The organism is Proteus mirabilis ATCC 29906, from assembly GCF_000160755.1.
Taxonomy (GTDB): Bacteria; Pseudomonadota; Gammaproteobacteria; order Enterobacterales; family Enterobacteriaceae; genus Proteus; species Proteus mirabilis.
Map to the genome: position 1 here is coordinate 131,726 of NZ_GG668577.1, position 19,240 is coordinate 150,965.

General features: G+C 40.4%; 17 protein-coding genes and 1 other annotated feature. Of the genes, 4 read left to right on the plus strand and 13 right to left on the minus strand.

Annotated elements, in window-relative coordinates; genetic code table 11:
* The first annotated feature begins 134 nt into the window (after positions 1-134).
* A complete protein-coding gene (gene gndA / locus HMPREF0693_RS07145; RefSeq protein WP_004244519.1) occupies positions 135-1,541 on the plus strand; it encodes an NADP-dependent phosphogluconate dehydrogenase in 1,407 nt (468 codons plus the stop codon).
* Positions 1,542-1,660: 119 nt separating this feature from the next.
* Here gndA and HMPREF0693_RS07150 read toward each other — a convergent pair whose 3' ends face one another.
* Complete coding sequence (locus HMPREF0693_RS07150) at positions 1,661-2,158, minus strand: YbaK/prolyl-tRNA synthetase associated domain-containing protein (RefSeq protein WP_004244520.1); 498 nt, start codon at positions 2,156-2,158, stop codon at positions 1,661-1,663.
* 312 nt (positions 2,159-2,470) lie between these two features.
* Here HMPREF0693_RS07150 and yiaY point away from each other — a divergent pair, with 312 nt between their 5' ends.
* The gene (yiaY, locus tag HMPREF0693_RS07155; protein WP_004244521.1) at positions 2,471-3,622 is read left to right on the plus strand and encodes an L-threonine dehydrogenase; all 1,152 of its coding nucleotides are present in this window, start codon (positions 2,471-2,473) and stop codon (positions 3,620-3,622) included.
* 142 nt (positions 3,623-3,764) lie between these two features.
* Here yiaY and hisIE read toward each other — a convergent pair whose 3' ends face one another.
* From hisIE to hisG, 8 genes are read right to left on the minus strand one after another with little or no spacing between them, the layout of a single operon-like run.
* Positions 3,765-4,382 carry a bifunctional phosphoribosyl-AMP cyclohydrolase/phosphoribosyl-ATP diphosphatase HisIE gene (gene hisIE / locus HMPREF0693_RS07160; RefSeq protein ID WP_004244522.1) on the minus strand — a complete coding sequence of 206 codons (618 nt, stop codon included), beginning with the start codon at positions 4,380-4,382 and terminating at the stop codon, positions 3,765-3,767.
* On the minus strand, positions 4,382-5,155 hold the full coding sequence (hisF, locus tag HMPREF0693_RS07165) for an imidazole glycerol phosphate synthase subunit HisF (RefSeq protein ID WP_004244523.1): 774 nt from the start codon (positions 5,153-5,155) through the stop codon (positions 4,382-4,384). The genes hisIE and hisF overlap by 1 nt, the downstream gene beginning before the upstream one ends.
* Positions 5,137-5,874, minus strand: a complete 738-nt coding sequence (gene hisA, locus HMPREF0693_RS07170) for a 1-(5-phosphoribosyl)-5-[(5-phosphoribosylamino)methylideneamino]imidazole-4-carboxamide isomerase (RefSeq protein ID WP_004244524.1) — start codon at positions 5,872-5,874, stop codon at positions 5,137-5,139. The genes hisF and hisA overlap by 19 nt, the downstream gene beginning before the upstream one ends.
* 6 nt (positions 5,875-5,880) lie before the next feature.
* The gene (gene hisH, locus HMPREF0693_RS07175; RefSeq protein WP_004244525.1) at positions 5,881-6,471 is read right to left on the minus strand and encodes an imidazole glycerol phosphate synthase subunit HisH; all 591 of its coding nucleotides are present in this window, start codon (positions 6,469-6,471) and stop codon (positions 5,881-5,883) included.
* Positions 6,471-7,538: a bifunctional histidinol-phosphatase/imidazoleglycerol-phosphate dehydratase HisB gene (hisB, locus tag HMPREF0693_RS07180; RefSeq protein WP_004244526.1), complete on the minus strand. Its 1,068-nt coding sequence runs from the start codon at positions 7,536-7,538 to the stop codon at positions 6,471-6,473. Before hisB ends, hisH begins: the two co-directional genes overlap by 1 nt.
* Positions 7,539-7,586: 48 nt before the next feature.
* Positions 7,587-8,669, minus strand: coding sequence for a histidinol-phosphate transaminase (gene hisC / locus HMPREF0693_RS07185; protein ID WP_004244527.1), 1,083 nt, complete (start codon positions 8,667-8,669; stop codon positions 7,587-7,589).
* A 2-nt stretch (positions 8,670-8,671) separates the two neighbouring features.
* A complete protein-coding gene (gene hisD, locus HMPREF0693_RS07190) occupies positions 8,672-9,988 on the minus strand; it encodes a histidinol dehydrogenase (protein WP_004244528.1) in 1,317 nt (438 codons plus the stop codon).
* Between the two features lie 6 nt (positions 9,989-9,994).
* Positions 9,995-10,894: an ATP phosphoribosyltransferase gene (hisG, locus tag HMPREF0693_RS07195; RefSeq protein ID WP_004244529.1), complete on the minus strand. Its 900-nt coding sequence runs from the start codon at positions 10,892-10,894 to the stop codon at positions 9,995-9,997.
* A gap of 44 nt (positions 10,895-10,938) precedes the next feature.
* Positions 10,939-11,070, minus strand: a sequence feature (His leader region).
* Positions 11,071-11,399: 329 nt separating this feature from the next.
* On the opposite strand from hisG, the gene HMPREF0693_RS07200 reads away from it, so the two are divergent.
* Positions 11,400-12,221 (plus strand): SDR family oxidoreductase, encoded by an 822-nt coding sequence (locus tag HMPREF0693_RS07200; protein ID WP_004244530.1) that lies wholly within the window; start codon positions 11,400-11,402, stop codon positions 12,219-12,221.
* Here HMPREF0693_RS07200 and HMPREF0693_RS07205 read toward each other — a convergent pair.
* Positions 12,218-12,838, minus strand: a complete 621-nt coding sequence (locus HMPREF0693_RS07205; RefSeq protein ID WP_004244532.1) for a glutathione S-transferase family protein — start codon at positions 12,836-12,838, stop codon at positions 12,218-12,220. The genes HMPREF0693_RS07200 and HMPREF0693_RS07205 overlap by 4 nt on opposite strands.
* A 157-nt stretch (positions 12,839-12,995) precedes the next feature.
* Here HMPREF0693_RS07205 and HMPREF0693_RS07210 point away from each other — a divergent pair, with 157 nt between their 5' ends.
* Positions 12,996-14,198 carry a serine hydrolase gene (locus HMPREF0693_RS07210; protein ID WP_004244534.1) on the plus strand — a complete coding sequence of 401 codons (1,203 nt, stop codon included), beginning with the start codon at positions 12,996-12,998 and terminating at the stop codon, positions 14,196-14,198.
* 90 nt (positions 14,199-14,288) lie between these two features.
* On the opposite strand, the gene HMPREF0693_RS07215 is transcribed toward HMPREF0693_RS07210, so the two are convergent.
* The 3 genes from HMPREF0693_RS07215 to HMPREF0693_RS07225 form a co-directional block, all read right to left on the minus strand.
* A complete protein-coding gene (locus HMPREF0693_RS07215; protein ID WP_004244535.1) occupies positions 14,289-15,959 on the minus strand; it encodes a formate--tetrahydrofolate ligase in 1,671 nt (556 codons plus the stop codon).
* Between the two features lie 345 nt (positions 15,960-16,304).
* Positions 16,305-17,669 carry an L-serine ammonia-lyase gene (locus HMPREF0693_RS07220; RefSeq protein ID WP_004244536.1) on the minus strand — a complete coding sequence of 455 codons (1,365 nt, stop codon included), beginning with the start codon at positions 17,667-17,669 and terminating at the stop codon, positions 16,305-16,307.
* 114 nt (positions 17,670-17,783) lie between these two features.
* Positions 17,784-19,112, minus strand: coding sequence for an HAAAP family serine/threonine permease (locus HMPREF0693_RS07225; protein WP_004244537.1), 1,329 nt, complete (start codon positions 19,110-19,112; stop codon positions 17,784-17,786).
* Between the last annotated feature and the right edge of the window lie 128 nt (positions 19,113-19,240).

Genomic DNA, 19,240 nt, shown 5'->3' on the forward strand with positions numbered 1-19,240 from the left:
TCAACCATAAGGAATGCGATATCGATTGCATCAATAACTACCACCAAATGAGAGAGTGAGTTACTATGTGATCAGGTTAACAAATTGTCAGTACATTGAGACTGGCAGGTTTATATTCAGACGGGAGTTATTTCATGTCAAAACAGCAAATCGGCGTGGTTGGTATGGCAGTGATGGGACGTAACCTTGCGCTAAACATTGAAAGCCGTGGTTACACTGTATCTATCTACAACCGCTCGAGCGATAAAACCAATGAAGTGATCGCTGAAAATCCAGGTAAAAAACTGGTTCCGAATTACTCTATTGAGGAATTTGTTGATTCATTAGAAAAACCGCGTCGTATTTTGTTAATGGTTAAAGCGGGTGAAGCAACAGATAAAACCATCGCAGCCCTGACACCACATTTAGATAAGGGCGATATCCTTATTGATGGCGGAAATACTTTCTTTAAAGATACTATTCGTCGCAATCGTGAGCTATCGGCTCAAGGTTTTAACTTTATTGGTACGGGTGTTTCTGGTGGTGAAGAAGGGGCATTAAAAGGACCTTCTATTATGCCTGGTGGTCAAAAAGAAGCCTATGAGTTAGTTGCTCCTATTCTTGAGAAAATTGCCGCGGTGGCAGATGGCGAGCCTTGTGTCACTTATATTGGTGCAGATGGTGCAGGTCACTATGTGAAAATGGTACACAATGGTATCGAATATGGTGATATGCAACTGATAGCAGAAGCTTATTCAGTATTAAAACACTCACTAGGTTTAACTAACGAAGAGTTAGCGGACACTTTTACCGAGTGGAATAAAGGCGAATTAAGTAGCTACCTTATTGAAATTACTGCTGATATTTTCCGTAAGAAAGATGAAGAAGGTAACTACCTTGTTGATGTTATTCTTGATGAAGCGGCAAATAAAGGCACCGGTAAATGGACTAGCCAAAGCTCTTTAGACTTAGGTGTTCCTGTTACGTTGATTACAGAATCTGTTTTTGCACGTTATATTTCTTCACTGAAAGATCAACGTGTGGCGGCATCTAAAGTATTATCAGGTCCAGCACCAAAAGCATTTACTGGTGATAAAAAAGCCTTTATCGAGAATGTTCGTCGTGCACTATATTTAGGTAAAATTGTCTCTTATGCGCAAGGCTTCCAACAATTGAAAGCTGCATCAGATGAATATAACTGGGATCTAAATTACGGTGAAATTGCGAAAATTTTCCGTGCAGGTTGTATCATTCGTGCTCAATTCTTACAAAAAATCACTGATGCCTATAATGACGATGCGAATATCGCTAATTTATTATTAGCACCTTACTTTAAAAATATCGCTGATGAGTATCAACAAGCATTGCGTGATGTTGTTTGTTATGGTGTTCAAGCAGGTATTCCTACGCCAACATTCTCTGCGGCTATCTCTTATTACGATAGCTACCGTGCGCAAGTGTTACCAGCAAACTTAATTCAAGCACAACGTGACTATTTTGGTGCGCATACTTATAAACGTACTGATAAAGAAGGCGTATTCCATACTGAGTGGATGGAGTAAGTTTTAAAAACAGTGAGTTATAAGTGTTAGGGGTGCTGAATTTCAGCACCTTTTTACTATTTGTAATTAAAAAGTTATAGTTAAAAAATACTTTTTAACTGCATTTTATAGTACTTTTATTAATCATTATCATCTTGGCGAATAAAATGAATTAACTCAGGCTGAGCAATACGCTGATAATCTTGTGTATTTAAAATAATCGAGCGTTCTAATGTTCCAGCATTAAAGGCTAATTCATCAAAACGTTCAAATAATAGCGGATCAGCAACCAGTTTTAGTGCTGGATGAAAACTAAAAGGTGGGATCGCGCCAAATACACATTGCGTTAGTTCATCAACTTCTTTCGGGCTTGCAAGAGAGGCTCTTGTCCCACCAATAGCGATAGCGAGTTTTGATAGATCAGCTTGTTTATCAGCAGGTAAAATGGCCAGTACATGTTGTTTAATACCATTGCCTTTTACATGACAAACTAGACCTTTTGCCCCTTGCCCTAATTGTGTACCTCTTATTTTAGCAACTTCCTCAGAACGACCCGCGGTCGGGTGTTCCATGACGCGATAACGGGCGTGGTGGTTATTGAGTAATGTGGTTAATTGCTCGAAAATAGTCAAAGACATCAATGACTCCTAAGATTAAGCATGTATTTTTATTCGGTCATTATACGACTTTAAAAAAATTTTTCTGCGGTGATATGTTTCTTTGGTATTTATTATTTTGATAAGCCTATCAAATTATTTTGTTACAAATGATAATATGTTAATAGTATTATCCTATTGAATTAATAGGATAATTAGATTATCTATATTATTTTAGAGCTCTAATATTATAAAAAATTAATATTTATTCATTATATTGATAATGATCAATTTAAGAATAAAAAGAATAGAACATATTAAAACGTAGATTAAATTACTAAAAGGAAGTCAATAATGGCCAGTTCAACATTTTATATCCCTTCAGTAAACAAATTAGGCGCAGGTTGTCTTGCAGACGCGATAAACTCAATGAAAGACTTTGGCTTTCATAAAGCACTGATTGTTACTGATAGTGTTTTAAATCAATTAGGTGTTGTAAATAAAGTGAGTGAATTACTGGCGAAATCAGGTATTGCTAGCGTTACTTATGATGGTACAGCGCCAAACCCTACCGTTGAAAATGTTGAAGCGGGGTTAGCCTTATTAAAAGAGCATCAATGTGACTGTGTTATCTCTTTAGGTGGTGGCTCTCCTCATGACTGTGCTAAAGGTATCGCACTAGTCGCTGCCAATGGTGGTAAGATTGCCGATTATGAAGGGGTTGATCGCTCTGAGCATCCGCAATTACCACTGATTGCAATTAATACAACCGCTGGTACTGCTTCTGAAATGACACGTTTTTGTATCATCACGGATACTGCGCGTCATATTAAAATGGCTATTGTTGATAAAAATGTAACACCAATCTTATCTGTAAATGATTCAGAGTTAATGATTGGCATGCCAAAAGGTTTAACCGCAGCTACGGGTATGGATGCGTTAACCCATGCTGTTGAAGCTTATGTCTCTACTGCCGCTAATCCTATTACTGATGCATGTGCGTTAAAAGCAGTGACGATGATCAGTGAGTCTTTACGTAAAGTCGTTGAAAACGGTGGTGATACAGCAGCACGTGAAAATATGGCTTATGCACAATTTTTAGCGGGTATGGCATTTAATAATGCTTCTTTAGGTTATGTGCATGCTATGGCTCACCAATTAGGTGGTTTTTATAACTTACCTCATGGTGTATGTAATGCAGTATTACTGCCTCATGTTCAAGCTTATAATATCCAAGCAGCAGCAGGTCGTTTAAAAGATATAGCGCAAGCTATGGGTGTTGATGTTTCGGCAATGAATGATGAGCAGGGTGCGCAAGCTTGTATTGAAGAGATCCGCAAAATCGCCAAAGATGTCGGTATTCCAGCAGGCCTGAAAGAATTAGGCGTGAAAGAAGAAGATTTTAAAACATTAGCTGAAAATGCATTAAAAGATGCATGTGCCATCACTAACCCTGTTCAAGGTAGTGAAAGTGATGTTATCGAGATATTCCGCCAAGCAATGTAATCGCTAAAAATAAGAGGGTTAATATAAGTTAACATCTTATTTAAGCAAAGAATTAACACCTCAAATATCAATGTCGTATTTGAGGTGTTTTTTATATTATTAAGTATTAAGTGGTCATGTAGTTTAATGACTGACACTTATTTTATTGCGCTTTTTTATGACGCTTTTGTAAGCAATCAATCACATCAGATAGAGATAGCGATTGGTCTTGTAATAGCACCATTAAATGATAGAGCAAATCAGAAGCTTCATTTTTTAACTCTTCACGATCATTAACAGTTGCAGCTAAAGCAGTCTCAACACCTTCCTCTCCGACTTTTTGTGCGATACATTTGGTTCCGCTGGCATAAAGTTGTGCCGTATAAGAGCTATCTGGCGAGGCGCTTTTACGCTCGCGCAGTAAGTTCTCAAGCTCATAAAGAAATCCCCATTGGCTTTTAGCTGGAGCAAAACAACTTTCAGTCCCATTATGACAAGTAGGCCCGATTGGGTGAGCTAAAATAAGTAAAGTATCGTTATCACAATCAGGATAAATATCCACCAATTTAAGGAAATTGCCTGATGTTTCACCTTTTGTCCATAAACGTTGTTTAGTTCGTGAATAGAAAGTGACCTTGCCACTGTTTAGCGTCATTTCTAATGCGGCTTTATCCATATAACCAAGCATTAAGACATCACCAGAAATAGCATTTTGGATAATGACAGGCATTAGGTTATCGACTTTTTGCCAATCTAATTGGGCGAGTTTTGTATTATTCATTATATTCTTACCTTAACGCCATTTTCTGCGAGATACTGTTTCAATTCGTTGATATTAATGATCTGCTTATGGAATACGGAAGCGGCAAGGGCACCGTCAACATTGGCTAATTTAAACGCATCCAGAAAGTGTGACATTTCACCTGCACCGCCAGAAGCTATCATGGGAACCTGAGTGACTTGGCGTACCAGTGCGAGTTGTTTTAAATCATAGCCTTGTCTTACACCATCTTGGTTCATCATGTTTAACACTATTTCTCCCGCCCCCCGTTGCTGTACTTCTTGTACCCAATCGAGCGTTTTCCATGGCGTTTGTTGTGTGCGTTTTTCATCACCCGTAAATTGATAAACGAGATATTCCCCAGTTTTTTCATCAAACCATGTATCAATTCCCACAACTACACACTGCACACCGTAGCGATCGGCAAGGCGAGAAATCAGTGTTGGATCAGAAAGTGCAGGGGAATTAATTGAGATTTTATCTGCTCCAAAAGAGAGAATTTTCCCGGCATCTTCTACTGAGCGAATGCCACCCGCAACACAAAATGGAATATCAATCACTTCGGCTACCCGCGATACCCAACTTTTATCGACCACTCGGCCATCAGAAGAGGCGGTAATATCATAAAAGACCAGCTCGTCGGCACCTTCTTTCGCGTAGCGTTCTGCTAAGGGAACAATATCACCAATAATTTCATGGTTACGAAATTGCACACCTTTAACAACCTGTCCATCACGAACATCAAGACAAGGAATTATGCGTTTTGCCAACATGATATCGCCTCTTGTAATGTAAATTTGCCTTCTAATAGTGCTCTGCCAACAATAATGCCCGCAACACCCGAGCCAGGAAGTGCTGCGATATCTTGTAAATCACCAATACCGCCAGAAGCTTGGAATAAAATATCAGGGAAACGCTGGCTAATTTCTTTATACAGTTCGACGTTAGAACCGGCTAAGGTGCCATCACGAGAAATATCGGTGCACAATACATGCTTTAATCCTACAGGTTGATAAAGTGCGATGATCTCTTCTAGTGTATAGGGGGAGTTTTCTTGCCAGCCACTTACCGCCACCCATTTTTTACCTTGTTCGTCGATACGAACATCAAGGGCGAGTACAATCGCATCGGCACCATAACGCTCAAACCATGTTTTGACTAATTCGGGCTGGCTCACCGCTGTAGAGCCAATCACCACTCGACTTGCTCCTGCGGCTAATAGCGACTTCACATCTTCTTCGCTACGAATACCACCACCAACTTGCACAGGAACGTTAACACAGGCAACTAGCTGTTTTAATAGTGGGATCTGCCGTGCAAGTGGATCTTTCGCACCAGTTAGGTCGACGAGATGCAATAATTTTGCTCCGTCTTGTTGATACTGTTGATAGCGACGGATCGGATCATCATCATAATCACGTTGTTTATTATAATCACCTTGATGAAGACGAACGACTTTGCCATCAATTAAATCTAATGCCGGAATAATCATAATGCGTTACATCTCCAAAAAATTCTTAATCAGTTGAGCACCCGCTTTTCCTGAGCGTTCAGGGTGAAATTGCACCCCATAGAAATTATCTTTCTGAATGGCACTGCTAAAGCGTGAACCATATTCTGTTTCGGCTATGGTTGAGTCATTGAGCCCTAAACCATAACTGTGAACAAAATAGAACCAAGCGTCGCTGTCAATATTGCGAAATAGAGGGTGAGCGGGTTTTGCTAATACCTGATCCCAACCCATATGCGGTAAGGGTAATCCTTTGGTATCAAGTTTATTGATATTACCGTCAACTAATCCTAATAGAGGGATATTGTGACCTTCTTCACTCAGAGAGGCCAAAATTTGCATTCCTAAGCAAATGCCTAATACGGGTTGGGTTAACGCTTTAATTAAAGGGATAAGTTCACGGGCTTTTAGTTGTTCCATAGCGGCACTAGCTGTTCCCACCCCGGGTAGAAACAGTTTATCAGCAGATAACACGATATTTTTTTCATAAGAAATAATCGGATCGTAACCTAGCCTTTGTACGGCGTATGCAACCGAGGCTAAATTAGCACAACCTGTATCAAGAATGACGACTTTCATCACAGCACACCTTTTGAACTGGGTAAGGTATTTCCTTCAACACGAATAGCTTGGCGTAAGGTACGACCAAATACTTTAAACAGACTTTCTGCTTTGTGGTGATCGTTTTTGCCTTTTGATTTTAAGTGTAGAGTGCAGCCCATAGTGTAAGAGAGAGAGCGGAAAAAGTGCTCAATCATCTCTGTGCTTAAATCACCAACGCGCTGATATTTAAATTCTGCTTTATATTCAAGGTGAGGGCGTCCAGAAATATCCAGCGCACAACTTGCTAAGCACTCATCCATAGGCAAAGTAAAACCAAAACGTGCAATGCCGCGTTTATTACCTAATGCTTCTCGCAGTGCTTCGCCGAGTGCAAGACCGGTATCTTCAACGGTGTGGTGATCGTCAATGACTAAATCCCCTTGTACATTGATATTCATACGAAAGCCACCGTGGGTGGCAATTTGATCTAGCATATGATCAAAAAAACCAACGCCTGTGCTAATTTGGCTCTCGCCTTCACGATCAAGCCAGATATCAATGGCAATTTGTGTCTCTTTGGTTTTACGTTCAACGTGGGAGTAGCGATCTTTTTTCGTCAGCAATTCACTGATAGCTGACCAGCTTAATTCATTGGCGTTATAACGTAATCCGTTGATCCCCATATTTTCAGCTAATTGTAGATCGGTTTGTCTATCACCAATCACATAGCTATTGGTTTTATCAAGAGCACTTTCAACCAGATATTGGGTGACTAACCCTGTTTCAGGTTTACGACAAGGACAGTTGTCTTCAGGTTTATGAGGGCAGATTAATACTTCATCAAAAACAATACCTTGTGAAGAAAAAATCTGCATCATGAGATTATGAGGGGGTTCAAAGTCCGCTTGTGGAAAACTGTCTGTACCAAGCCCATCTTGATTGGTGATCATAATAAGCTTATAGCCCGCCTGTTGTAAGTTGAGTAATGCGGGAATAACGCCATTTTCAAAGGCAAGCTTATTGAGACTATCAACTTGGTGATCGGTTGGTGGCTCTGTGATCAAAGTACCATCACGATCGATAAAAAGAATTTTCTGGCTCATGGTTGAGATCCCTCAGTGGTGATTTTTTATTGTTATCATTAGTGATGTTTATACGTTTGCCGTTTGTCTATTTTTTATAGCGGTTATCACGCTATCACACTCTTGACGCGTACCGATAGAGATGCGTAAACAGCCTGCCAGCCCATATTGACGCTGTTGATCGCGTAAAATAATCCCTTGATCCCATAAACTGCGGAAAACACAATCAGCATCAGTGAATTTCACTAAAATATAGTTGGTTTCACTACAATAAACCTGTTCAACATTGGGTAAATTTTTTAGTGCATCCGCTAAATATGTTCTATTGCGTACAATTTCCGTTACCCGTCGTTTCATCGCTTCTATACCTTGGTCAGTTAATGCTTGTGCCGCAATATCAGCAACCGGGGTAGAAAGTGGGTAAGGGGCGATCACCTTAAGTAATAATTCAATAACAGGTGAATTGGCAAGTGCAAAGCCACAACGCAGTCCCGCTAATGCAAAAGCTTTAGAGAGAGTTCGCAAAATGACTAAATTCGGATACTCTTTTAACCAAGTGACTAGTGATGCTTGAGGACAAAACTCAATATAAGCTTCGTCAATAGCCACAATGGCTTTATCTTTTGCTAATGCTAATACTTCGCGGATCAGTGAAGGCTCAACGATATTGCCTGTTGGGTTATTGGGACTACATAGGTAGATAAGTTTTACATTATCAAGTTGTGATGCAATGGCTTTGACATCAGGCTCCCAATCAGCAAGAGCAGGGACAACACGCTGTTCTACACCAAAGGTTTCCGCACTGACGCTGTACATACCATAAGTGGGTGGACAATAGAGAACAGCATCTTTACCGGGCTCACAAAAAGCACGGATCAGTAGTTCTATCGCTTCATCGGCACCTCGACTAACTAACACTTGCTCAGGTTGGACGCCTGCATATGCTGCATAGCGATTAATCACGTTAACTGGCTGACACTCAGGGTAGCGGTTTAAATTTTTTTCATTAAACGTAAAGTCAGGAGCGGTAGGGTATTCATTGGCATTTAACCAAACCGAGCCATTTCCACCTAAACGTCTCGCTGATTGATAAGGGGTTAACTGGCGAACATTTTTTCTGGCTAATAGGGTAATATCAAAGGGCGTATTCATGGCTAGTTATCTCCTTGAGCCAAGGCGTTAACGCGAAGTGTGACGGCATTTTTATGTGCAGTTAATTGCTCTGCTTGCGCTAATATTTCAATGGTATTGGCTAAATCAGCCAAACCTTGAGCAGTCAGTTTTTGTACGGTCATACGTTTCATAAAATCGGCTAAGCCTAAACTCGAATAGGTGGCGGTATAACCGTATGTAGGTAGTACGTGATTGGTGCCAGAAGCGTAATCTCCCGCCGATTCAGGAGACCAAGCCCCTAAGAACACTGAGCCGGCGCTAGTAATGCTATCAACAAGTGAGTCTGCATCATTAGTCTGAATAATTAAGTGTTCAGGCCCATAGCGATTACTGATTTCAATACATTGGTTGAGATCACGGGTGATAATGACACGACTTTCGGCTAAGGCTTGTTGTGCTATTTCTGCGCGAGTTAATTGTGTTAATTGGGCTTGCGTCTCGCTAATGACCGCTTTGGCAAGGGCTTCATCTGGGGTTAATAGCACCACTTGTGAGTCAGGACCGTGCTCTGCTTGTGATAGTAAATCAGCGGCAATAAAGGCAGGATGAGCATCGGCATCAGCAATCACTAATACTTCCGAAGGGCCGGCTGGCATATCAATAGCCGCACCTTGTAGCGATTGGCTGACTTGGCGTTTTGCTTCTGTTACATAGGCATTTCCCGGGCCGAAAATTTTATCTACCTTTGGGATAGACTCTGTACCAAAAGCCATCGCAGCAATGGCTTGAGCACCACCGACTTGGAATATTTCATCAATACCGATTTGTTGTGCAATATACAAAATTTCATCAGCAATCGGTGGCGGAGAGCATAAAATTATTTTGCGACAACCGGCAATACGGGCCGGTAGCCCCAACATCATCACTGTTGAGAGTAAAGGCGCTGATCCACCGGGAATATAAAGTCCTACGGCATCAATAGGGCGACTGACTTGTTGGCAAAATACACCAGGTTGCGTTTCTACCTCAATGGTTTTAGGAATTTGCGCTTCATGAAAACGGCGTATATTGCTCATGGCTTGCGCTATTGCTTGTTTGATTTCGTTATTGAGCCTTGCACAAGCCGCGTCAATCTGTGTTTTTGTCACCAATACGCTATCGGGAGCCGCTTTATCATATTTTTGACTCAGTGCCTTAAGGGCTTTATCCCCATCGTTGCGTACCTGAGAAATAATCGTAGCAACTTGCTCTGTAATAGGCGCTGATGCGGATATCGCTGGGCGAGTGAGTAGCTGTTGTTGTTGCTGTTGGGTGCACTTATCCCAGAAATTTAATGTATTAAACGCCGTTTTCATCATCTCACCTTATTCCATCATTTTTTCTATTGGTAAAACAAGAATTGAACTTGCCCCTAATGCTTTTAGTTTTTCCATCGTTTCCCAAAAGAGGGTTTCACTGCTGACCATGTGCATTGCTACTCGATTTTGATCACCCGCTAAAGGAAGGATGGTCGGGCGCTCAGCACCCGGTAATAGGGCGATAACATCTTCAAGGCAATCACTTGGCGCGTGTAACATAATGTATTTTGACTCGCGCGCTTGAATAACACCTTGAATACGTGTCATTAAGCGATCGATAAGAGCTTGTTTTGTTGCGTCCATTTCACCGTCACGTTGAATTAAACAAGCTTTAGAACGATAAATAACTTCTACTTCTTTTAATCCATTGGCTTCTAATGTGGCGCCAGTAGAAACTAAATCACAAATAGAATCGGCCAGACCAGCTCGAGGTGCGACTTCAACGGAGCCATTTAATAAGCAAGATTTAAAGGTGATCCCTTTTTGGTCTAAATAACGTTTTAATAGATTAGGGTAAGAGGTGGCAATACGGGTATTATTGAGGCATTCAACCCCTTGATAATCAAAATCAACCGGTGCAGCAAGAGATAAACGGCAAGCACCAAAGTCAAGACGACGCAGTGTGATATAACTTGGATTTTCTCCTTGTGCTCGGCGTTTTAGTAATTCTTCTTCTAATACGTTTTCACCAATAATGCCTAAATCAACCACTCCGTCCATCACTAAACCGGGGATATCATCATCTCTGACACGTAAAATATCGATAGGCATATTTTCCGCATAAGCGATAAGGCGTTGTTGGTTTAAGTTTATTTTAATGCCACAACGCGCTAAAAGTGCTCGTGAATCATCACTTAAACGACCTGATTTTTGCATGGCAATTCGTAATCTTGCTTTATCTAACATAATGTTACCCTATCTTTGTCCGTATTCTTGTTATGAAATTTAGCTATAAAAAAACCCCGGAAGTTGCCTTCCGGGGTTTTTATTTTATTGTCTGCACTCAGACCACCGGAAGCGTTACCTAAACGTCTTCCAGCACTCATCGCCTGAAAGACTAGTCAGGATGATGGTGATGATGGTGGTTTAATTGAATGCTATACATAATATTTTCCTAGCGAATAAAAATACCCGTTATAAATAATTAACCAGTATTTAGAATTTGTCTGCCTTTCAACCTACCTGATTTATAAAGTAAAAAGCAACCTATTTTTTAATAATAATTTAAATAAATTGTAACCTTATGTTTTTTAGAGAATTTTAATATTTCTTTTCTTTACTTAACCGAGTAAGTGCGCCAGTATATTAAAGCAGGCTAAATATATATAACGCTTAAGCAGTTTTTATCAGTAATGGATAAAATTAAGTTTTGTTACATAATTTAAATAAGCCATGAAAGTAGGGGTAGAAAATGAAACGGATCACGATAGTCGGATTAGGTTGGTTAGGATTACCACTTGCCAATGCCTTGCGTGAAGCGGGGTATCAAGTAAAAGGAACAAAAACCACAGAAGATGGTGTAGAAGCAGCACGAATGAGTGGTGTTGATTGTTGTCTAATGAATTTAACACCGGCTATTGAGTGTGATAGAGATGATTTTGATTACTTAATGGAAACTGACGTACTGATTATTACATTACCTCCCAGTGCGGCGGGGGGAGGATATGATTATGTTGAAGGGATACAAACATTAGTGGATAGCGCCATGTCTCGGCATGTGACAAGAGTGATTTATATTAGCTCTACTTCAGTATATGGCAATCAAAGTGGTGTTATTACAGAAGAAGTTGATATTAGGCCAGAAACGCAATCCGCTAAGATGATAGCGGAAGTTGAAAATTGGTTACATCGCTTACCACTTACGACCGTCGATATTTTACGTTTGGCGGGGTTAGTTGGGCCTGGTCGTCATGCAGGACGCTTTTTATCCGGTAAAAAACAGGTCAAAGGTGCACATCAGAGTGTCAATTTAGTGCATTTAGACGATGTTATTTTTGCGATAGAGCAATTGCTTGCTCAAAATGAAGGAGGCCGTTTATATAATTTATGCGCGCCTATTCATCCTAAAAAGAAAGATTTTTACAGCCGTGTTGCTGCACAGTTAGATCTTACTCCCCCTGAATTTGCTCTAGAAGATAAACCGCCAGCACGAGAGATCGACGGTCAGGAGATTTGCCGAGATCTCGGATTCCATTATCACTATCCTGATCCCGACAAAATGCCAATGAGTTAATTTACCGGCAGTAAAACGACATCACGGAAGATCTGATTTTCACTTAATTGTGCAAACCAGCGTTGTAGATGTGGATAATTTGCACCTTCTTGGCAAACCTCTAGCCATGGGTATACCAAAGGAGCAATAGCGATATCAGCTAATGAAAAATAGTCACCGGCAAAATAAGCTGTTTTAGCCAGTTGATCATCGGCAATTTTGATCAGTTGGTTTAATTTCGCTTTTAGGCTCTGTACAAGCTGTGGATCTTGCTGCTCTTTTGGTGTGCGAACAAGATTTATCATCATTTGTTGGATTGGAGAAAAAAGGCTACCATTTGACCAATCCATCCATTTTTCAACGTTTGCGCGTTGCTTTACATCGGTTGGGTAGAGATGATAATTTTCATATTTGGTACATAAATAACGAATTATGGTATTTGACTCCCATAAGGCAAAATCATCATCTTGTAAGGTAGGAATAGATGCATTGGGATTGAGTGCTAAATAGTTGGCCTCATGAAGTCCACCAAAAGGGCCTCCGACATCAATTTGTTCGTAAGGAGCTTGAAGCTCTTTTAAACACCACAGGACTTTTTTAACGTTCGATGAGTTTTTTCTACCCCAGACTTTTAACATAAAGGTCTCCTAAACCACGATAAGTAACAAAAATTCCCTCTGTAGGGCGTTAAATATGAATATAAGATAAATCTTTATCTATCAATGTTGGCGTCTTATTCCATAAAGCCCTATAGTAGGAAAGCTTTAACAAATTGATATAAAAGGGTGATCGGTAATGAAAACAAATCTTCCATCCGTATTGGCTAAGGTTACCGCGGGAATGGGTTTACTGCTAATTATTTCTAGTCCTACTTTTGCGGTGAATAATCCTGTGCCGCCTCAAATTGAGGCTAAATCTTACGTATTAATGGATTATAACAGTGGAAAAATACTTGCTTCAGAGAAGCCTGAAGAGCGCCTAGATCCTGCCAGTCTAACCAAAATAATGAGTAGTTATGTGGTAGGACAAGCGATAAAAGAGGGACGTATGTCGCCCGATGATATTGTTATTGTTGGGCGCAATGCTTGGGCGACGGGTAATCCTGTTTTAAAGGGCTCATCCTTGATGTTTTTAAAACCAGGCGATCGAGTTAAAGTGATCGACTTAAATCGAGGTATGGTGATCCAATCTGGTAATGATGCCAGTATTGCGTTGGCAGAGCATGTTGCCGGTAGCCAAGAAACCTTTGTTGATCTTATGAATACCTATGCCGCGAATTTAGGTTTAAAAAACACTCACTTTAAAACAGTACACGGTCTAGATTCTGAAGGGCAGTACACCACAGCACAAGATATGGCGTTATTAACGGCTGCTATGATCCGCGATGTACCTTCAGAATATGATATTCATAAAGAAAAAGAATTTACCTTCAACAATATTCGCCAGCCAAATCGTAACCGTCTATTGTGGAATAAAAATATGAATGTCGACGGTGTAAAAACCGGGCATACCAATGGGGCTGGCTATAACCTTGTCTCTTCGGCAACCGAAGGAAATATGCGTCTGATTGCAGTGGTTTTAGGGGCACCATCAGATAAAGTGCGTTTTGCTGAAAGTGAAAGATTACTCGGCTGGGGTTTCCGCTTTTTTGAAACCGTGACACCTGTAAAAGAGAACGTGCCCCTGACTACGCAAAAAGTATGGTATGGCGATAAAGGTGAAGTGGCTTTAGGAGTTGCTAAAGATGCATCAATCACCATTCCTAAAGGAGAGCTAAAGAACTTAAAAGCCTCTTTTACATTGACTAACCCCGAATTAGAAGCACCATTAACACAAAATCAAATCGTAGGAACAGTGAATTTCTTACTAAACGATGAAGTGATTGAGCAGCGTCCATTAGTGGTAAAAGAAGCGGTTGAAGAAGGGGGTTTCTTTAGTCGTATCTGGGACTTTGTGGTTAAAACAGTCTCTGGTTGGTTTAATGCGCTTTTTGGTTAATTAAGTTCATAATTACTGAAAAAACTCACCCATTTAAAATAAGAATGCCAGTATTAACTGGCATTCTTTATTGAGTAGGTTTTAAGTGCCTTAGAACAGTCCTTTTATTGCCCCATGATCATCAACGTCCATCGCCATTGCTGCCGGTTTTTTAGGTAATCCTGGCATCGTATTTATTGTGCCCGTTAATGCAACAACAAAGCCTGCACCAGCACTGACATACACTTCCCGGATATTAATGGTAAAATCAGTCGGGCGACCAAGTAATGCGGGATCATCTGATAGAGAATATTGCGTTTTTGCCATACAAATAGGGAAATGGCCAAAGCCCATATCCTCGATTTTTGTTAGCATCTCTTGGGCGTTAGCATTGTAAGTCACTCCTTTTGCACCATAAATTTCTTGAGCAATGGTCTCTATCTTTTGCTTTAAAGGCATATTATCAGGGTAGAGTAATTGAAACTGTGGTGCATCATTTTCTAGTGTATCAATAACCTGATTGGCTAATTCAATACCACCCGCGCCACCTTTCTCCCATACTTGACTAATGGCAAAACGACATCCTCTTTGCTGGCAATATTGGGCGATAAATTCATGCTCTTTAGCAGAGTCTGTCACATAAGCATTTACTGTAACAATAACCGGAACACCATATTTTTTCAGATTTTCAATATGCTTACCTAGATTTTCGATCCCCGTTGCTAAAGCGGTGAGATTTTCGTGATCCCACTGTGTTTTGCCTAAGCCACCATTATATTTTAATGCCTTAGTGGTAACGACTAAAACTGCACAGTCTGGTTGTAAGTCGCCTATGCGACATTTGATATCAAAGAATTTTTCCGCACCTAGATCAGCACCAAATCCCGCTTCTGTTACAGTGATATCAGCCAGTTGAAGAGCAAGTTTAGTCGCTCTTAGGCTATTACAGCCATGGGCAATGTTGGCAAAAGGGCCACCATGAATAATCGCGGGGGTATTTTCTAACGTTTGTACTAAATTAGGATTAAGGGCATCTTTAAGTAAGGTTGCCATAGCGCCGACAGCGTTGAGATCTTCAGCACTAACAGGCTCGCCTTCATAGTTATATGCAACGATGATACGTGCTAAGCGCTGTTTTAAATCATTAATATCTTTTGCTAAACAAAGGATAGACATAATTTCGCTAGCAACGGTGATAACAAAGCTATCTTCTCTAACCACCCCATCTTTGTCGCCACCTAATCCAATCACTAAATGACGTAGTGCGCGATCATTCATATCCATACAGCGCTTAAAAATAATCTTTTTAGGATTAATGTTAAGGGGATTACCTTGATAAAGCGAGTTATCTAACATCGCTGCTAATAAATTATTTGCAGAGGTGATAGCATGAAAATCACCGGTAAAATGAAGATTGAGATCTTCCATCGGTACAACTTGTGAATATCCACCGCCAGCCGCTCCTCCTTTTAGACCAAAACAAGGGCCTAAGGAGGGTTCGCGTAATGCAATAATGGCACTTTTGCCTAATTGATTAAGGGCTTGTCCTAATCCTACCGTAACGGTGGTTTTACCTTCACCTGCTGGTGTGGGATTAATGGAAGTGACAAGCACCAATTTACCCTGTTTTTTTGAGGTGATTTTTGACCAAATACTCTGGCTAAACTTGGCTTTGTATTTGCCATAAAATTCAATATCGTCTTGGTCTACATTTATTTTTTTAGCAATATCTTGGATGGGTAAAAGCGGTGCTTGATGGGAAATTTCAATATCTGATTTCATTTTGGTTCTCTTTTTATCCCGTGTAGAGCTACATGAGTGATAATGCATCAATGCTATCGATTCAACAGATCAAGAAAAAATGTGTCGCTCTGTTGCTACTTATTGAGCGAATAACCCTCTAATTAATCAACTTTAGCTAATAATATAAATATGACCAATAGATTTATAGGTTTATAGATATTGGACTTTAGAAGATATGCTCAGTGTCACATGATACTGCCATTGTGATAAAAATATAAAATTATTATGTTGTGATTGAAGGGATCTTGGTCGGGGAGCAAAAATAAATAATGCCAGCAAAAGCTGGCATTGGTTTATGGGTAACTGCCATGTCAAAGTGTTAAATTAATCGCAAGAGACTTTAATGGCTAAGCCACCTTGTGATGTTTCACGATATTTAGAATTAATATCTTTACCTGTTTCATACATAGTCTCGATGACTTTATCTAAACAGATACGTGGATCACTGACACGACGAAGCGCCATCCGTGCTGAGTTTACCGCTTGTACGGCAGCAATAGCATTACGCTCGATACAAGGCACCTGTACTTGTCCTGCAACCGGATCACAAGTAAGACCTAAGTTATGCTCCATCGCGATTTCAGCCGCAATACAGACTTGCTCAGGACTACCCCCTAGCAGTTCAGTTAAAGCCCCTGCAGCCATTGAGCAGGCTACACCGACTTCACCTTGACAACCCACTTCAGCACCGGAAATAGAGGCATTCATTTTGTACAGCGACCCAATAACACCGGCTACTAAGAAAAAGCGTGTATAGGAGTTTTCGTTGACTGGGCGAATAAATTTATCGTAATAGGAGAGTACGGCAGGAATAATACCGCATGCGCCATTAGTGGGTGCTGTTACAACACGTCCACCGGCTGCATTCTCTTCGTTTACGGCTAATGCAAACATATTGATCCAATCAACCACTGTCATAGGATCGGTGGTGGTTTTATCTTCAGTCACTAACATACGACGTAACGCAGATGCGCGACGAGGAACACGTAATGGTCCCGGTAATAAGCCTTCGGTATTAACACCGCGCTCGATACCTGATTTCATTACCTCCCAAACGGCAGCAAAATGGGCTGAGATCTCTTCTTTACTGCGTAATGCAAGTTCATTTTGCATCACCAGTGCAGAAAGAGAGAGGCCGGTTTCCTTACAGTGACGTCGCAAATCAGCAGCATATTGATAAGGATAAGGTACTTCAACTTTATTCTCTTCGGGCTGACCAAAATGCTCTTCATCAACAATAAAGCCGCCACCAATGGAGTAATAGGTTTTTTTCAACAGAAGTTGTTCGCCATTATAGGCGCTGATAGTCATACCATTTTCATGAAGAGGTAAATTACTTTTATGAAAATTCATGCCTCCAACCGCGGGGAAATCAACCTCTTGAGCACCATTAGCTAACATCAAACGTCCGGTATTTTCGACTTGTTTAATAAAAGGTGCGATAGCGTCAATATCAACCGTATCAGGTAAATTACCGGCTAATCCCATAATAATCGCGATATCTGTTGCGTGACCTTTACCTGTTAGAGATAAAGAGCCATACACATCAACGACTACGCGGGAAACAGAGGAGAGAAGGTTTTTCTCAGCAAGTAAATCGACAAATTCTTTACCTGCTTTCATTGGGCCTACCGTGTGTGAGCTTGAAGGTCCAATACCGATTTTAAAAATATCAAAAACGCTAACCATAATATTCGCCTCCCTAATTTAAAGGCGCACTGTGTGTTATTAGAATGAAAACTGTTTTGTAGACTGTAGCGATATGGCTACTTTCATTTTAGAAAGTAGCCATCGATAAACTTATTAGTTAAAGAAATAATTAATGAAAGTATTACCTAAGGTGTAGAAAACCGCTGAGATTGCAATCAGACCCATGATAACAACAAATACGTTGCTAATATGGCCTTGATATTTTTTCATCGCTGGTACTTTACGGATAGCATACATAGGCATTAAGAACAGTAACATTGCGATGATTGGGCCACCCAATGTTTCAATCATACCAAGGATACTTGGGTTTAATGTTGCAACGATCCACGTTGTAACCAACATAAACAGAGCTGTGATTTTGTTTAAACGATCTTTTTCGACATTCTTACCAATTCCGCGCATCCCTTTGATAATTAAGCCATTGAAACCTTCACGAGCCCCTAAATAGTGACCTAAGAAAGATTTAGTAATCGCAACAAAGGCAATGAAAGGTGCAATGTAAGCGATAACGGGTGCTTCAAAGTGGTTAGCAAGATAAGACAGAATACTGATGTTTTGCTCTTTTGCTTCAGCTAAATTTTCTGGTGTTAAGCTAAATACGCAGCTAAACACGAAGAACATAACAGTGATCACCATCATAATATGAGCATAAGCTAAGATGCGTGAACATTTTTTCTCTGCATTATCACCGTACTCTTCGCGTTTTGCCACAGCAAAAGCAGAGATGATTGGTGAGTGGTTAAAAGAGAACACCATCACAGGGATAGCTAACCATAAGGTTACTAACAAGCCTTGGCTCATACCAGAAGTTGATGCGTGATCAAAAGAGAGCGTATCAAGAATGGCACCATTCCATTCAGGAATGAGGTATAAAGCAAGTACCATCAAGATGGCAACGAATGGGAATACTAAGACACTCATTGCTTTAACAATAGCTTGTTCACCAAAGCGAATGATACACATAATACCGACAATCAGTACCAGTGATAAAATCGCACGAGGTGGTGCTGTCATATGCATTTGGTGAACAATAAAGCTTTCTACCGTATTAGTGATAGCGACACTGTAAACCAACAAGATAGGATAAATAGCAAAGAAATAGAGCAGAGTGATTAATACACCTGCTGTTTTACCAAAGTGTTCTTCAACCACTTCAGTAATATCTTCACCTGGATTTTTACCTGATAGCACAAAGCGACACATACCACGGTGTGCAAAAAAGGTCATAGGAAAAGCAAGTACTAACATAATCAACAGAGGAATTAAGCCACCAATCCCGGCATTGATAGGTAAAAACAGAACGCCAGCACCGATAGCTGTACCATACAAACCGAGCATCCATACTGTGTCTGACTTACGCCATGTTTTGTAATCACTTTGGGTATTACCCTGTGCGATAGAACCAGCTTTGGTTGTATCCATAATACTCTCCGAAATAACGCGGTAAAAAAATAATGAAAAATAAAGTGAGTCATTGCCTTTTTACAAAGCAATCACTGCATAAATTTTATTATGAATAAATGAGCGCATTGAGTGCCTGGTGTTATCTC

Coding starts and splice junctions, on each gene's coding strand:
- gndA (WP_004244519.1), top strand. CDS start 135: ATGTCAAAACAGCAAATCGGCGTGGTTGGTATGGCAGTGATGGGACGT.
- HMPREF0693_RS07150 (WP_004244520.1), bottom strand. CDS start 2,158: ATGTCTTTGACTATTTTCGAGCAATTAACCACATTACTCAATAACCAC.
- yiaY (WP_004244521.1), top strand. CDS start 2,471: ATGGCCAGTTCAACATTTTATATCCCTTCAGTAAACAAATTAGGCGCA.
- hisIE (WP_004244522.1), bottom strand. CDS start 4,382: ATGAATAATACAAAACTCGCCCAATTAGATTGGCAAAAAGTCGATAAC.
- hisF (WP_004244523.1), bottom strand. CDS start 5,155: ATGTTGGCAAAACGCATAATTCCTTGTCTTGATGTTCGTGATGGACAG.
- hisA (WP_004244524.1), bottom strand. CDS start 5,874: ATGATTATTCCGGCATTAGATTTAATTGATGGCAAAGTCGTTCGTCTT.
- hisH (WP_004244525.1), bottom strand. CDS start 6,471: ATGAAAGTCGTCATTCTTGATACAGGTTGTGCTAATTTAGCCTCGGTT.
- hisB (WP_004244526.1), bottom strand. CDS start 7,538: ATGAGCCAGAAAATTCTTTTTATCGATCGTGATGGTACTTTGATCACA.
- hisC (WP_004244527.1), bottom strand. CDS start 8,669: ATGAATACGCCCTTTGATATTACCCTATTAGCCAGAAAAAATGTTCGC.
- hisD (WP_004244528.1), bottom strand. CDS start 9,988: ATGATGAAAACGGCGTTTAATACATTAAATTTCTGGGATAAGTGCACC.
- hisG (WP_004244529.1), bottom strand. CDS start 10,894: ATGTTAGATAAAGCAAGATTACGAATTGCCATGCAAAAATCAGGTCGT.
- HMPREF0693_RS07200 (WP_004244530.1), top strand. CDS start 11,400: ATGAAACGGATCACGATAGTCGGATTAGGTTGGTTAGGATTACCACTT.
- HMPREF0693_RS07205 (WP_004244532.1), bottom strand. CDS start 12,838: ATGTTAAAAGTCTGGGGTAGAAAAAACTCATCGAACGTTAAAAAAGTC.
- HMPREF0693_RS07210 (WP_004244534.1), top strand. CDS start 12,996: ATGAAAACAAATCTTCCATCCGTATTGGCTAAGGTTACCGCGGGAATG.
- HMPREF0693_RS07215 (WP_004244535.1), bottom strand. CDS start 15,959: ATGAAATCAGATATTGAAATTTCCCATCAAGCACCGCTTTTACCCATC.
- HMPREF0693_RS07220 (WP_004244536.1), bottom strand. CDS start 17,669: ATGGTTAGCGTTTTTGATATTTTTAAAATCGGTATTGGACCTTCAAGC.
- HMPREF0693_RS07225 (WP_004244537.1), bottom strand. CDS start 19,112: ATGGATACAACCAAAGCTGGTTCTATCGCACAGGGTAATACCCAAAGT.